9 protein-coding genes are annotated in these 15,534 nt (G+C 69.2%); all 9 read left to right on the top strand.

Going from position 1 to position 15,534, the window contains the following annotated elements; all coding sequences use genetic code 11:
• Positions 1–330 precede the first annotated feature (330 nt).
• The 9 genes from ACI3KS_RS11190 to ACI3KS_RS11230 all read left to right on the top strand — a co-directional run bounded on the left by ACI3KS_RS11190 (position 331) and on the right by ACI3KS_RS11230 (position 15,511).
• The gene (locus ACI3KS_RS11190) at positions 331–786 is read left to right on the top strand and encodes a hypothetical protein (protein WP_404918249.1); all 456 of its coding nucleotides are present in this window, start codon (positions 331–333) and stop codon (positions 784–786) included.
• Positions 773–2,935: an MGH1-like glycoside hydrolase domain-containing protein gene (locus tag ACI3KS_RS11195; RefSeq protein ID WP_404918251.1), complete on the top strand. Its 2,163-nt coding sequence runs from the start codon at positions 773–775 to the stop codon at positions 2,933–2,935. Before ACI3KS_RS11190 ends, ACI3KS_RS11195 begins: the two co-directional genes overlap by 14 nt.
• 33 nt (positions 2,936–2,968) lie before the next feature.
• A complete protein-coding gene (locus ACI3KS_RS11200; RefSeq protein ID WP_404918253.1) occupies positions 2,969–4,924 on the top strand; it encodes a hypothetical protein in 1,956 nt (651 codons plus the stop codon).
• 93 nt (positions 4,925–5,017) lie between these two features.
• Entirely contained in the window at positions 5,018–6,700 is a 1,683-nt protein-coding gene (locus ACI3KS_RS11205) for an ABC transporter ATP-binding protein (protein WP_404918255.1), read from the top strand.
• 196 nt (positions 6,701–6,896) lie between these two features.
• On the top strand, positions 6,897–8,375 hold the full coding sequence (locus tag ACI3KS_RS11210; protein WP_404918257.1) for an ABC transporter substrate-binding protein: 1,479 nt from the start codon (positions 6,897–6,899) through the stop codon (positions 8,373–8,375).
• 42 nt (positions 8,376–8,417) lie between these two features.
• The gene (locus tag ACI3KS_RS11215) at positions 8,418–9,374 is read left to right on the top strand and encodes a carbohydrate ABC transporter permease (protein ID WP_404918259.1); all 957 of its coding nucleotides are present in this window, start codon (positions 8,418–8,420) and stop codon (positions 9,372–9,374) included.
• Positions 9,367–10,269: a carbohydrate ABC transporter permease gene (locus ACI3KS_RS11220; protein ID WP_404918261.1), complete on the top strand. Its 903-nt coding sequence runs from the start codon at positions 9,367–9,369 to the stop codon at positions 10,267–10,269. Before ACI3KS_RS11215 ends, ACI3KS_RS11220 begins: the two co-directional genes overlap by 8 nt.
• Complete coding sequence (locus ACI3KS_RS11225) at positions 10,266–13,490, top strand: GH92 family glycosyl hydrolase (RefSeq protein ID WP_404918263.1); 3,225 nt, start codon at positions 10,266–10,268, stop codon at positions 13,488–13,490. Before ACI3KS_RS11220 ends, ACI3KS_RS11225 begins: the two co-directional genes overlap by 4 nt.
• A 50-nt stretch (positions 13,491–13,540) precedes the next feature.
• Positions 13,541–15,511 (top strand): glycosyl hydrolase 2 galactose-binding domain-containing protein, encoded by a 1,971-nt coding sequence (locus tag ACI3KS_RS11230; RefSeq protein WP_404918265.1) that lies wholly within the window; start codon positions 13,541–13,543, stop codon positions 15,509–15,511.
• Positions 15,512–15,534 lie beyond the last annotated feature (23 nt).

The following is a 15,534-nucleotide window of genomic DNA, read 5'->3' on the forward strand; positions in this document are numbered from 1 at the left end:
AACAACAAGCGTCTCCACGAAGCTCTCGACTACGCCACACCAACCGAGATCGAAGCCGCCTACTATCAATCACAGAACGCCGAACCGGCGCTCACATAGACAACGGAACAGAACCCAGGGCGGTTCAAACATCCTCGCTCGTGGATGAGGATGCGCCGCTGCTGCGCCTTGCCGAAGGGGAGTCGCGGCGACACGAGGTGCGGGTCGTCGGGTCTGTATCTTGATCGAGCGGCACCTGGGCTTCGGTTCCTGAGCGAGCGCCGCGGGGGACAAGGCCTCCGTGACCCTCGAGGGCGAGGCGGAGGTGCCGAAGCAGAGGATCTACCGCTGGTGGCCGTCGAAGGATGCGATCCTCGGCGAAGCACTGCTCGGGGAACACTGCCCGGTGCAGACCTCGCCGTCCCCTTCACCGACGGCTTTGCCGCCGAACTGCGCTTCTGGTTCTCGGCGATGCCGCGGGCCGCGGCGACCCGGAGAGCGTGGCGATCGCGCGGCGCTGATCGTCTCGCGTGGGCGCGCGAGGCGGGCGAGGGGCGGGCGGATGTCGAGGCCGAGGTCGTGGCGACCGCGAGCTACGCCGCGCTGCTGGGTGTGCCGCTGCCGGAAGGGCGGGCTGGGGCGATCGTCGCGATGCTGGTGCGCGGGGTGTCTGCGAACTTGAAATGTGGATTGCACGCCTCACCGGAACAACGTTATCCTGATGAGGACATCCCGCCTTCTTCACACTGGAGCGAACGTGCATCGAGACACCCTGGCCATGGATCGCGCGCGCATGGCGCTCCCTGACGACTTCGTGCGGATCTTCAGCGGACGCGGCGCCGTCGCTCCGCGCGATCACACTGTGACCGGTATCCGCAATCTGCAGATGACGCCGCTCGAGCAGGCGGGATGGCAGTTCGAGCTATCGTTCCGCGAGCACAGCACCGGCGTGCGCATCCACGACCGCGCCGACCTCATCTGGGCGCACCACCGACGCACCGGCGTCGGCATGCACCCGCTGGCGCTGAACTTCGGTTCCGGTCTCGGGGCGCACGATTTCCTCCCGCCACGCGAGGACGAGCCGGCGCCTGAGGGGACGCTGCGCGGACTCGTGACGCAGAGCTGCACCTGGGCGCCCAACGAGGTCGAGCGCCGGGGAACGTTCCACAAGCGCATCTTAGGCCGCACGCTCAGCTTCGCGGTGAGCAGCCGTACCACGACGGATGCCGTCGCCGACGGGGTGTTCCTCGCCCTCACGATTCGCAACCGCGAGGATCAGGAACTGCGGCTCACGGTATCCGCGCATCAGCGTATCCTGCCCGGCGCACATGCCGATCCACGTGTCGACGACATCGCGGAGCGGATCGACGGGCGCACAATCGAGGGGCCTGTGTGGCAGTGGCCTGCGGGACGCACGAGTGAGGCAGCACGTTTCCGCGCCGCGGTGTCGTCCGATCTGCCGGATGACGGTGAGGGCTGGCTCCTCGTCGTGCCCGCCCGTTCCGAGGTCTCGGCGGTCTTCCGCATCGCGGTGACCGAAGCCAGCACGGCGTTCGCGGTCCCCGCCGAGCATCCGCTGACCGCTCTGCTCGCCGACTCCGACGCGCACTTCGCCGCCGTGCACGACCGCTTCCTTTCGCGCCTGCCGCGGGTGCATGGATCGGCCGCGCTGGCCGAATTCCACCTGCGCTGCGCCCACACGCTGTTCGAGGCGCGCTGGGTCCGACGGGACTGGACTGTGACGCCGTTCTACAGCGCGGGCACCTGGCTCGCGACGCTGGCATGGGATGTCAGCTTCTCGTCGGCGCTGCTCGCACTCCTCGAGCCTGACCACCTCGAGAACGGTATTAGGGCCATCGCCGATGCCGGGCTCACGCAACACAGCTACCTGCTCTGGGACGGGTTGCAGGGACCGCACTACTCCTACACGCTGTTCGCCGCGATCCGTGCGGTGCGCGACCTCGTCGATGTGGCTGGACGTCCTGAGGCGCTCGATCGTCCTCTCCTGTCGGGCTCCGCTGTGGGGCAGGAGCTCGTGACGCGCATGCGCGAGGTCCTCGAACGGCATCGGGATAACGTGGGCCTCATCTCGTTCGGCGATGAGGCGCACGACTACAACGAGAACCGGACGGACGGTCATCAGGGAGCCGTCGCCGCGATCAACCTCGTCGCGATCGACGCCCTGGGGTGGCTGGCCGATCTCGACACGACCCCGGATGCCGACCGCGACCTGTTCCGGACCGAGGCGGCGGCCATCCGCACCGCACTCGACGGGCTGTGGGACGCGGATGCCGGCTGGTTCCGCAACCGCTACGCGGACGGTGCGACCGAGCTGTACGCGAGCTTCCAGATGTACGACGCTCTGCGCTCGACCGGGCTGCGCCCTGCAGAGCGGGATGATCTGCTGGGCCACCTGCGGGAGAGTGCCTTCCTCGGGCCGCACGGCATGTACTCGGTGTCGCGAGAGGACGAGGTGCACTTCGACCTCGACGATGCGGACTGGGGTGGCGGCGGGCAGTACACGGGGATGCCGCTGCGCATCGCGCAGGACCTGTTCGCGATCGGCCGCGCCGACCTCGGCTGGGACGTGCTGGAGCGTTGTCTGACGTGGAGCGACGCGTTCCCGTACTTCCCGCAGGAGGTCATGACGGACTCGCTCACCACGCCCGACGTCGAGCAGCCCGTCGAGGTCGCCGCGGGGGCCGGCGTGCAGGCCATCGTGTTCGGGGTCTTCGGCCTCACGCCGGCCGCCGACGGATCGCTGCGCGTGGCGCCGGCCTGGGATGCCCGCAGCGCGGGGCTCTCGCTCGATGATTACCCGCACGGTGACGAGCGTGTCTCGGTGCACCTCGCCGAGGACGGATTCGAGGTGCGGGTCGGCGCGACGACTCACCGCGCCGACTACGGCGAGACGATCGAAGTCGTGTCGCCCCGCATTCCCCGTTCCGTCCACTGAGACCCTGCCCTTCTCGAACCCAGGAAAGACGACATGACGACCACCCAGACCGCGACCGCAGTCCACCCGATCCCAACCGCCGTCGACGCACCCGTGCTGTCGGTGACGACGACGATCACGCAGGGGCGCGACGACGCGCTCGTCGTCCGCTCCACGATCGATGGCGACGGCGCCGTCGTGCTGTCCGTCGAAGCTGAGGCTGATCTCTTTGCGACCGCCGTCGCGACCGTCGAGTTCGCACAGACGTTCGGCGTCGCTCTCTTCGAGGGCGGCGTCGCCCAGCGCGACGGCGATGTCGCGCGGCATGCGGCCCCGGCATCCGGTCTGATCGCCGCCTACGCGACATCGCTGCACGGTGGCGGCGCCGTGCAGATCGACGGCACTGCGCCGTCCGCCGTCGCCGAGTGGACCGACGGGGGCTTCCGCGTGCACGTGCTGCTGGCCGGGGATGCGACGACCCACGACGCCGTGGTCGACGGTGCCTGGTCGCCGTCCGACGCGATCGACGCCGAACTCCTGTCGGAGGGGTCCACGCGCACGGTGGTGCTGCGCCTCACGCACGCCGTCGATCCCGTGCCGGCGCTCTTCGAGGACGCGGTCGCCTTCGCCGACCCGCTCGATCTGCAGACGCACCGAATCGCCCTGTGGGGCTCGCAGGTCGGCGCGTTGGACACGCTGGAGTTCGCCGGCGCCGCCTACCCGACGCTGCATGCACCGAAGCGTGCCTACGGGTCGCTGCACACGTTTTTCGATCCCGACGCCTGGAGCTCCTCGGTCGCGCTTGCGTACTCCGGCATCCCGTACCTGCAGCGGCAGGCCGAGCAGGTCGTCGAACGCGCACTCGCGCACCTACACGACGACGGCCTGGTTCCGCATCACTTCGACGGCGACGAGCCCGACTACATCGCGATCTCGGGCTCCCCGCAGCCCGGGCCCAACCTCTTCGTCGTCGAGGCGGCGATCGACATCGCGTGTGCGACGGGCGACATCGGATGGTTCCGCGACCAGTGGGAGGGCGGCCTCCGGCGGGCGCTGGAATGGCTGCTCGATCGCATCGACGACCGGCACGGGCTGCTCGATGTCGTCGGGGCGCTGTGGGTCGACGTGTTCCGCCGAGCCGGCATGACCCTCGACACCAACGCGATGGCGGTGCGCACGTTCGGACGCGCAGCCGATGCCGCCCGCGCGATCGGCGACCCGTTCGCGCAGCGTCTCGATGAGGGCCGCAATACGGTGCGCGGGCACCTGGACGCGCTGTGGAGCGACGACCACTTCGTCACGAGCATCGACGCCGAGGACGGCACGGTCGACGACCACCTCGACACCGAGAACTACCTGGCGATCGCGGCGGGTGCGACGACGCCCGAGCAGTCCGAGCGCATCGTCGCGCTCTTCGACGCCTCGCCGCTCACCCATCCGAACGGCCGCGGCACCTTCGTGAGCCTGCGCCCCTACGAGGCGGAGGACTGCTATCTCGGAAACACGGGCGACTCGGACATCGCGATGGCCCGGCATTGGTGGGCCGACCTTCTGGCGCGCCGCGCGCTGGGCGACGACGAGACCTTCCGTGCACTTTTCGAGCCGGTCAGGGCTGACATGCTGGAGATGCTCTGGATGACCGAGCGTTACTCGGTGGATGGGGCGATGGTGCGATCCGAGGGCTACCACGAGTACCCGGATCTGCTGGATTACCTCCTCCGTGAGGGGATGTACGGCCTGAGCCTCGATCTGGGTGCGGTGCTGATCGCGCCCATGCGTCCAGGGCCCCTCGCGGCTCGATGGGGAGGCATCTCCTACGCCTACGCGCAGGACGAGGTGCGCCTGACGCTCGCCGACGACCTCGACCGCGCGGTCACGTTGCGGGGTCTCGTGCCCGGCGGCCGGTACGACGTCGGCGGCACGATCGTCACGGCGGATGCCGCAGGCGAGCTGCACACCTCCATGCGTCGCGACCTGGTCGCCACGCTCCTTCCCGCGGAGGTCGAATAGGACGCTCCTGCCCGCTCCCCGCATGAGGCGGCGATCTCCGGATCCTCGCCCGTCCGCTCCCTCGTGTTGCTGCTGCGGCCCTACCGCTGGCGGGTGACGATCGCGCTCACCGCATTCGTCTTGAAGGATTTCCCCGTGTGGCTGATGCCGGTGATCACGGCATCGATCATCGACATCGTCGCGCAGGGCGGCCGTCCGAGCGCGGTGGTGCCGCTGACGGTCACCGCCGCGGTCCTGCTGCTGAGCAACTACCCGACGAGTATGACGTTCGTCCGCAACAGCAGCCGGGTCTTCCGCGACCTCGCGGCGCGTCTGCGGACGTCGCTGGTGGCCCGCCTGCAGAAGCTGTCGATCGGTTTCCACAACCGCACGAGCGCCTCGGTGATCCAGAGCAAGCTGGTGCGCGACGTCGAGAACATCGAGCTCATGCTCAGTGCGGCCGTCCCGTCGTTGCTGTCGGGGGTGGGCCTGCTCTCCGGCGCACTCATCATCACGGCGATCCAGGTGCCCGTGTTCGTCGTGGTGTTCCTCTGCACGCTGCCGATCTCCGTGGTGATCGTGCTGAGCGTGCGCAGGGTGTCGCGCCGCAGCAACCAGGGTTTCCGGGTCGACGTCGAGGAGCTGTCCCGCGCGGTCGGCGAGATGGCCCACCTCGTCTCGCTCACCCGAGCGCACGCTCTGGAGGCCGAGTCCGAGCGCAGCGTCGCGGTGCACGCCGAGCGCGTGCGCGACAGCGGCCTCGCCCTCGACCGCGTGAACGGGCGCTTCGCCGTCACGTCGTGGGTGAGCTATCAGCTCCTGGGACTGGGCTGTCTCGCGGGGGCGGCGCTGCTCTCGCTAACCGATGTGCTGCCAATCACTCCCGGTCAGGTCGTGCTGCTGTCGAGCTATTTCGCGCTGCTGACGAACGCGGTGGTGCAGCTGCTCGGTCTGTTCCCGATCCTCGCCAAGGGGATCGAATCGGCCCGGTCCCTCGGCGACGTGTTCGACGAGGAGGATCTCGAGCACAACGACGGCAAGGACGTCGTCGACGAGGTCCGAGGATCGTTCGCGTTCGAGGACGTGACCTTCCGCTATCCGGATGCCGGTGCCCCGGCCGTCCGCGGGGTGGACATCGAGGTCGCGGCGGGCGAGACGATCGCCTTCGTCGGGGCCTCGGGATCGGGCAAGTCGTCCATGCTCAGCCTGCTGATGGGGTTCGTGACGCCGACCGGCGGTCGTCTGTTGCTCGACGGCGTCGACCTCTCGACCATCGACCTGCGCAGCTACCGGCGGTTCGTGGCAGTGGTGCCGCAGCAACCCGCGCTGCTCACCGGGAGCATCCGCGAGAACGTCGCCTACGGCTTGCCCGACGTCGACGACGTCCGCATCGCGCAGGCCCTCGCCGACGCGAACGCGAGCGAGTTCGTCGCAGAGCTGGATGCCGGGTGGGAGACTCCGATCGGTCAGGGCGGGGCCGCGCTCTCCGGTGGCCAGCGGCAGCGTCTGGCGATCGCCAGGGCGCTCGTGCGCGACCCGAGGGTGCTGCTGCTCGACGAGGCGACCTCTGCGCTCGACGGCGCCTCGGAGGCGCTGGTGAGCGAGGCGCTGCAGCGTCTGATGCGCGGTCGGACAACGTTTGTCGTCGCACACCGCCTGAGTACGGTCCGAACCGCGGATCGCATCGTCGTGATGAACCGAGGACGCATCGTGGAGATCGGTTCGCACGACGATCTGATGGCATCGGGCGGGGTCTACGCGCGTATGCACTTCGGCTCGGATCGGCCTCCGGAGTAAGCGAGTCGCTCTTTCTGCACTGCGCGGGGCCGCTTCGGCGACCCCGCCGGTTAGGTCAGGATGGAGGCGTGTCGGGTTTGCCGGAAAGCATCTTGAACAACGTTGTTCCGCATGCTACTGTCGGAACACACCGACACGACGACGTGCCCTGCAAAGACGCAAAACGACGTGACCTGCATAAGCAAAGGAGCTGCACATGCACGCAAGGAAGACCCGACTTCTCGCCGCGACAGGAGTGTTCGCGATGAGCGTCGCCGCGCTCACCGCCTGCTCTGCATCGTCCGGTGGCGACCAGACGCTGCGGATCTACACGCCTTACCCCGAGATGTACGACATCCCCCTGGCCGCCCTCGCCGACGCGTACGAGGAGGCGAACCCCGGCGTGACCGTCAAGGTCGAGTCCACTCCCTACGACGGCTACGCCGACGCGCTGCAGACGCAGTTCATGGGCGGCACCGCGGCTGACGTCCTCCTGCTCGAGCCGCCGGAGATCACGGCGTTCTCGTCGAAGGGCTACCTCTCCGACCTCTCAGAGCCGCTGGCTTCCGACGGCTGGGCCGACACGTTCCTCGGCACCTCGGTGTCGCAGATCCGCGCGCAGGACGGCAAAGACTACGCCGCCCCGTGGGCTCTCATCGACGTCAAGCTCCAGTACAACGAGACGCTCTACGCGCAGGCAGGTATCAGCGAGGCGCCCACGACCTGGACCGAGCAGCTCGCGGCCAACGACAAGCTCCAGGACGCCGGCATCCAGCCCTACTGGTTCGGCCTCGACGGCACCGACGCGAACATCTGGTGGCGCTTCACGCTCATGCTGAACGCCGGCTATCGCACCGCGACCGACGAGATCAACCTGCGTCACGGCGACGGCTGGAGTTACGACTCCTCCGACCCCGACACGATCAGCGGCGAGGCGTACACGGCCGACGAGAAGTACGTTGCGTTCGTGAACGGCGTCACCGACCCGCTGACGAGCGACATCTACCAGGAGGCGCTCGACCTGCTCCTCGAGCTCCAGCCCTACACCGGCGATTCGACGGCGTGGAGCGGCGAGGCCAGCGGAGGGGCCTACATCGACGGCACGCTCGCCCAGAACACGGGCGTCGACGCCTCGATCCCGAACTGGACGCGCGACTCGGTCGAGGCAGGCTTCGACTGGACCTACGGGTCGATCGCTCTTCCGGCCGTGACCGACGCCGAGTGGCCAGCGCTGACCGACGGCCCCACAAACCCGCTCGCCTCGGTGCGCAACGGCCTCGCCGTCAACGCCGCCTCGGGCAACCAGGAGCAGGCGGTCGACTTCGTGAAGTTCGCCACCAGCACCGAGGGCCAGAACATCCTCTACGACAACGGCTGGGACGACGATGACGCGTTCGTCATCGGTCAGTCCTCGGCGATCGCGGGCGTCACCTACCCCGACGGCAGCGGGCTCAGCGACTCGGATGTCGCGATGGTCCCCGAGCTCTCCCTCTACGGGTTCGGGATGCCGCCGACGTACGACAGCCAGGACATGGACGAGTTCAACAACCAGCTCCAGCAGCTGTGGACCGGCGTGATCACGAAGGATGACTTCCTCGCCCAGCGCAGCGCCTCCAACCTCGCTGCCTTGGAGCGCAACCTGCAGGTCTACGCGAGCGAGGTCGACCAGGCCTTCATCGACGAGAACACGAAGTAAGGACCGCTCATGACATCGCTCGTGGACGGTGAGGAGACCGTGATGAGTTCCAGTGACGGCTCACCGCCCCCGCGCAGCGATGCGCCCGTCGGGGCGCCGCGAACCGCGGCGCCCCGACGGCGAAGCAGGAAGGGCCTGTTCCTCTCTTACGCGATGATCGCACTGCCGTTCCTGATGCTGTTCGTGTTCGCGATCTACCCCTTCATCCAGGGGCTCGCGAAGGCGTTCTTCAACTACAACGGCGGCGATATCGACATCTTCATCGGCGTCGACAACTTCGTCCGCATCCTCACTGACACGCAGTTCCACCAGTCGCTGCTGAACGCCCTGATCCTCACGGCCTTCGCGGTGCTCGTCTCCACCGTCATCCCGCTGTGGGTGGCGTGGATGGTGCACCACTTCACGAGCGAGCGGCTGAAGTACCTGTTCCGCATTCTCGTGATGCTGCCGACCATCGTCCCGATGGCGGTGAGCCTGCTCATCTGGTCGCGGCTGCTCTCGGTCGACGGCGTGCTCAACACCGTGCTCGGGGCTGTCGGGCTGGGCGACCTTGCCCACAACTGGCTCGGCGACCAGTCGGTTGTGCTGCTGGGCATCATGCTCGTGGGCCTGCCCTGGCTCGGCGGCGTGAACTGCCTGCTGTACCTCGGGGCGTTCGGCAATGTGCCCCCGGAGCTCTACGAGGCAGCCGAGCTCGATGGCGGCAAACGCTGGACCGTGTTCCGGATGGTCGAGTACCCGTTCGTGGCGATGCAGACGAAGATCATCGTGATGCTCGGCATCATCGGCGGTCTGCAGGCCTACGAGAACATCTACATCCTCACCAAGGGCGGTCCCAACGACGCGTCCATGGTCCCCGGCCTGATCCTGTTCCGCAATGCCTTCTCGTACGGCCAGTACGGCTACGCGAGCGCGATCGGCGCCACCATCCTGATCCTCACGCTCATCATCCTGGGAGCCTTCCAGCTCGTGGGTGCCCTTAGGAGGCGTCGTGGCTGAGACCGCCCTCATCGTGACCGAGAAGCCGGGGCGTCGTCGCCGCCGGCCCGCGCCCACCACCGCCCGTCGTGGCGATCGCAAGGGCAACATCCCCCGCGTGCTGATCGTCGCGTTCCTTCTGGTGCTGACGCTCTTCCCGCTGTACTACCTCGTGGTGACCTCGCTGAAGTCCAGCGGCGAGTCCAAGACGAACATGTTCCTGCCGCCGCTGCGCGGGGTGCACTTCGAGAACTGGCTGCGGGTCGTGCCCGAGGTGGCCCAGCCCGCGTGGAACTCGACCGTAATCGTGGTCGGCGCGGTCGTCATCCTGCTGGCGATCATGGCGCCCTGCGCCTACGCGTTCACCTGGCATCGCTTCCCGGGGAAGGAGCGCCTGTTCACGGTCGCGATCGTGACGATGATGCTCCCCTCGATCCTCACCCTCGTGCCGCAGTTCATCCTCGTGAAGAATCTCGGGCTGCTCAACAGCAAGTGGGCCGTGATCCTCCCGTGCGTGGCGGCCAGCGTGGGCCTGTCGCTCTACTTGCTGCGCGCGTTCTTCAGCGCCCTGCCCGAGGACCTCGTCGAGGCCGCCCGCATGGACGGCGCGAGCGAGATGCGCATCCTCGTGCAGGTGATCCTGCCCCTCACAGGTCCGGCGCTCATCACGGTGGCCGTGCTCACCGCGGCGGCCGTCTGGAACCAGTACCTGTGGCCGCTCATCACTCTCACCGATCCCGCCGAGCGCGTCGCCTCGGTCGCGGCGACCTTCTTCGCGTCGAATCCGTACACGGCGTCCAGTGTGCCGGTGCTGATGTCGGCGTACCTGATCTCGTCGCTGCCGCTGCTGATCATCATGGGCGTCCTGTTGAAGTACTTCATGTCGGGTGCGACCCAGGGGGCGCTGAAGGGATGACCTCGCTCATCGACCCGTCCCGCTCCACCCGTGTGACGTCGGCCCTTGCCGTCTCGGCGGATGCCGGACCGCCGTCGTCGCCGACCGCCCGAGCAGGCGTCGGCGCGGTGAGCCGCAGATGCCTGCGGCTGGACATCCCACAGGATGCCGACGGGCTGCTCGTCGCCGATGCCGCCCTCTCGTCCGGGGTGCTGATCGCCGGCGACCGGCTGGTCTACTACGTTTTCGCGGGCTTCGCCCCGGGGCACATTCCCGACACCGGAGCGCTGCACTGGGCGGCCGGCGGATACGCGGCCACGGGTGTGGGCGTCGACCTGCTCTTCTCCGACGGCCGCCGGCTGTCGACGTCCAACGCGCGCGATCATCACGGCGTCGCGGTGGACGCCGAATCCCAGGGGTCATCGAAGAGCGTCTCCGTCGACCAGTGGACCCGCAAAGAGGTCGACCTCACGGCCTTCGCCGGCGCGACCGTGGTCGGGGCCGAGGTCCACGTGAGCGCGCACGGCGCCCCGCATGACGCCGTCGCCTGGCTGGATGGCCCGTTCGTCGAGCCAGGCGAACCGGTGCCGACGAGTCCTGTAGAGCACGTCGACACCCGTCGGGGCAGCCATTCGTCGCGGGACTTCTCGCGCGGCAACACGGTGCCGGCGACGGCTCTGCCGCATGGCGGAGTGCTCGTCGTGCCGATGACCTCGACGGACGACGCATCCTGGCCCTACTCGTACCACCTGCACAACGACGCCGACAACGCGACGCCGTTCCGCGGCATCGCCCTCTCGCACGCGGCCACGCCCTGGTTCGGCGACTGGGGCGTGCTGCACCTGCGACCGGCCCTCGACGGAGGCGACGATCACGGCAGCAGGTTCGTGCACGCCGACGAGCGCGCGCACCCGCACGAGTACGCGGTGCGTCTCGAGAACGGCATCGGGCTGCGCGTGGCCCCGACCGGCACGGGGGCCGTCGCACACGTCTCGTTCCCGACCGACTCCGGGTCGATCGTCCTCGACCAGGCGCCGGCCGGCGGCGAGGTCTCGATCGTCGAGCACGACGGGGCGCGCATCGCGCTTGTGCGCTCCGCGGCTCACGGGCCGATGATCGCCGGCGCTCCGCTGACCCACTACGCGCTCGCGTTCGACGTACCCGTCGCGCGGGTGGAGCCGGCGGCATCCGGGGTGTGGGCGGAGTCCGCGACGCTGCGCGTCGACGACTCCGAGGTGGTCGTGCGCATCGCGACCTCCACGATCGACGTCGAGCACGCCCTCGCCCGTCTCGACGAGGCGGTCGCGGCAGGTGGCGGCGTCGACGACGCGGCCGAGGCCGCCGCCGCGGCGTGGAACGCCCTTCTCGGCCGGCTACGCGTCGAGGGCACGACGCCGGATCGGCTCACATCCGTCTACTCCTCGCTGTACCGGCTGTTCCTATACCCGAGCGCGCTCGGGGAGCGGACGGACGACGGGCTCGTCTCGCCCGATGTCTTCGCCTTCCGCCCGGACACGCCCCCGAGCGGGAGGACCGTGCAGGGCGACGTCGTGATCAACAACGGCTTCTGGGACACCTATCGCACCGCCTGGCCCGCGTACGCGCTGCTCGCCCCCGACCTCGCCGGCCCCCTGCTCGACGGGTTCGTGCGGCATTTCCACGAGTCCGGATGGGTGCCGCGGTGGAGCGCTCCCGGCTTCGTCGACTGTATGGTCGGCACCAGCAGCGACATCGTCTTCGCGGATGCCGTCGCCAAGGGCGTCGCGCTCGCCGACCTCGAGGCCGCCTATGACTCCGGCGTGAAGAACGCGCTGGTCCCGTCGCCGGAGCGCTCGGCCGGTCGCGTTGGCCTCGAGCGTGCGCTCTTCCTCGGGTATGCGCCGGACGAGGTGCACGAGGGCATGTCGTGGACGCTCGAGAGTGCGATCAACGACTTCGGCCTCGCGTCGCTCTCGCGGGCGCTGCTCGACCGCCTCGGCGACGGGCATCCGCGGGCTGCCGAGCTGCGGGCCAACGCCGCCTACTTCCGCGACCGCTCCCGGGCCTACACAGCCGTCCATGATGCGACGACCGGCTTCTTCCGCGGGCGCAGGGTCGACGGATCGTTCTCGACTCCGTCCGCCGAGTACGACCCGCGCGTCTGGGGCGGTGACTATGTCGAGACGAATGCGTTCGGTATGAACTTCTCCGTGCCGCACGACGGAGCGGGGCTCGCCCGCCTGCTGGGCGGACGCGAGGCGCTGCGCGAGCGACTCGACGCCTACTTCGACACGAACGAGCGGGGCGATGAGGCGGTCTGGGGCTGGTATGGCCGGAACGTGCACGAGATGACCGAGGCCCGCGATGTGCGCATGGGCATGTTCGCCCTGTCGAACCAGCCGGCCCACCACATCCCATACATGTACGCCCACACCGGCGCCCACGACCGCACCCAGGCGATCGTCCGCGAGTCGCTGTCGCGCCTATTCCTCGGGTCCGAGTTCGGTCAGGGGTACCCGGGCGACGAGGACAACGGCGAGATGAGCTGCTGGTACCTCTTCGGAGCCCTCGGCCTGTATCCGCTCGCCGTCGGCTCGACCGAATACGTCTTCACGAGTCCGCTGTTCCCCGTCGCCGAGTTCGACGTCGCCGACGAACGTACAGTGCGCATCGAGACGAGGGCTGCCGATCCCGCACACGTGTACATCCAGAGCGTGCTCGTCGACGGCGAGGCGTGGCACGGGATCACGATCGATCACGCCCGGCTCCTCGAGGGGTGCCTGATCGAGATCGAGCTGGGTGCCGATCCCTCGGACTGGTTCGAGGACAGCCATCCGTCGTCGGTCACCGCCGAAAACGAGGGCGTACATCCGCTCGTCGATCTGCTGGATGCCGATGCCGGGATCTCTGCCGACTTCGCCGGTGCGGAGCTGCTGCATGACGACGACGCCTCGACCGGTGTCGAGGTGCCGGCCGGCGGCGTCATCCGCTGCGTGACGACGGTCCTGCGTGAGGTACGTCTCTACACGATCACCTGCGGCGCGGCTCCCGGTGACGGCCCGACGGCATGGACGCTGCGCGGGGAGCGCCCCGACGGCTCGGTCGTCGAGCTCGCCCGCGAGAGCGGTGTCGCCTGGCGCTGGCCATACGAGACCCGGGTTTTCGCCGTGTCCGCCCCCGAACCCCTCGGCCGGCACGAGCTGGGCTTCGACGGCGACCGCTCCTGCACCGTCGGCGAGCTCCAGCTGCTCGCTCCGCGCTGACCCCTCCACCTGTGACGTCCCCAGAGACGTTCGACGAAAGGCCGATCCCCATGACCCGTACCGTCCTCGACCTGGCGACGCTGGACTGGACGCTCGAAGGATGGCGCCCCAGCGAGTGGGAGCTCGCTGCGGCGGTCGAAACCTCGGTGAGCCGGGTGAGCGATGTGGGGCCGATCCCCGCGCGGTTCCCCGGTTCGGTGCGCGGAGCGCTGCTCGCGGCCGATCTGATCCCCGACCCGACGATCGGGCTGCAGTCGCGGGCGAGCGAGTTCATCGAGCACCGGCACTGGATCTACCGCGCGGTGCTCCCCGAGGACCTGGTCGAGGGTGACCTGACGCTCGAGTTCGCGGCGCTCGACGGCCCCGCCGTGGTGTTCGTCGGCGGGGCCCGGCGGGCGGAGACCGCGAACGCGCATCTGCCGCTCGTTGTCGACCTCGGTGCGGCCGCCGAGCATCGCGGCGCGCAGATCGCGGTGGTCTTCCTCACGCCGCCGCCGTACCTCGGGCAGATCGGGCACACGTCGGAGACGCGATCGTGGCGACCGCGGTTCAACTACGGCTGGGACTGGATCCCGCGGATGGTGCAGATCGGTGCCGCACGCACCGCGCTGGCCGCAATCCGCAGCGGGGTGCCGACGCCGACCGACCTCGTGATCCGCACGGAGTTCACCCCGGATGCCGGCACTGCGCCGATCGTCGGACGCGGAGTCGTGCGCGGCACGGGTGCCGTCGCCCCCGGTCTCTCCGTCATCGCGCGGCTGACGTCCTCCGAGGGGGACGTCGTCGCCGAGAAGACGGTGACCACCGATGATGCGGGCCGCTTCTCCTTCTCGCTCGACGCCGATCGTGTCGCGGGCTGGTGGGGTGCGGCATCCCTGCACCGGCTGGAGGTCGGGGTCGACGGCGCCGACCCCGCCGACCGCATCGTGCGCCCGATCGGGTTCCGCGACGTCGCCTGGCGCGCGAACCCCGGAGCGCCGGAGGGCGCCGAGCCGTGGCTGCTCGAGATCGACGGTGCTCCGGTGTTCCTCCGAGGCGTGAACTGGGCGCCGCTGCGCGGCGACTACGCCGACGTCGGCCTCGACGAGTACCGCCGGCGGCTCGACCTCTACCGCGACCTGGGCGTCAACATCCTGCGGGTGTGGGGTGGCGCATCCCGCGAGCGCGACGAGTTCTACGACCTGTGCGACGAACGGGGGCTGCTCGTCTGGCAGGAGCTCCCGCAGAGCTCATCGGGGCTCGACAACCACCCACCGCTCGATGACGCGTACGCGGCAGAGCTCGCCGAGATCGCCGGCCGCTACGCGCGCGACCTGCACCACCACCCGTCTCTCGTCGTGTGGAGCGGCGGCAATGAACTCGCCGGAGCACCCGGCGAGCCGACGCCCGGCACTCCGCTCACGTTCGACCACCCGGCGCTCCGGGCCGCCGGCGCCGCGATCCGCGAGATCGACCCTGAGCGCAAGATCGTGCCGACCTCTCCGACCGGGCCGCGGTACACAGCCGACGAGAGCGAGTTCGGCCTCGGCCTGCACCACGACGTGCACGGACCGTGGGTCGTGTCGCCCGAGCCGGAGGGGTGGGCGCGGTACTGGGCCGCCGACGACGCGCTGCTGCGCTCCGAGGTCGGGGTCGCGGGGTCCAGCGGTCTCGACCTGCTCGAGCGTCACGGACTGACCGGCACGGATGCCGCAGAGCGCGCGCACCTGTGGCGGCACACCTCGAACTGGTGGTTCGACCGCGACACGGTGCCCGATGCCGATCTGCCCGGATGGGTAGAGAACAGCCAGCGCGAGCAGGCGGACGCCCTGCGGGTCGCGGCGTCCGCGGCGATGGACCGTTTCCCCGCCTGCGGCGGCTTCATCGTCTGGATGGGGCACGACGCCTTCCCCTGCGCGATCAGCCTCGCCGTCGTCGACTACGACGGCAGGGCGAAGCCCGCGGCCCTCGCTCTCGGCGACGTCTACCGCCGGCAGCTGCCGACCGAGTCCCTCACCGCCACCGCGGACCTGTCGGCCTGACGGCATCCGCCCCTGGGATCACG

It is taken from the genome of Microbacterium sp. ZW T5_45, from assembly GCF_044987415.1.
Taxonomy (GTDB): domain Bacteria; phylum Actinomycetota; class Actinomycetes; order Actinomycetales; family Microbacteriaceae; genus Microbacterium.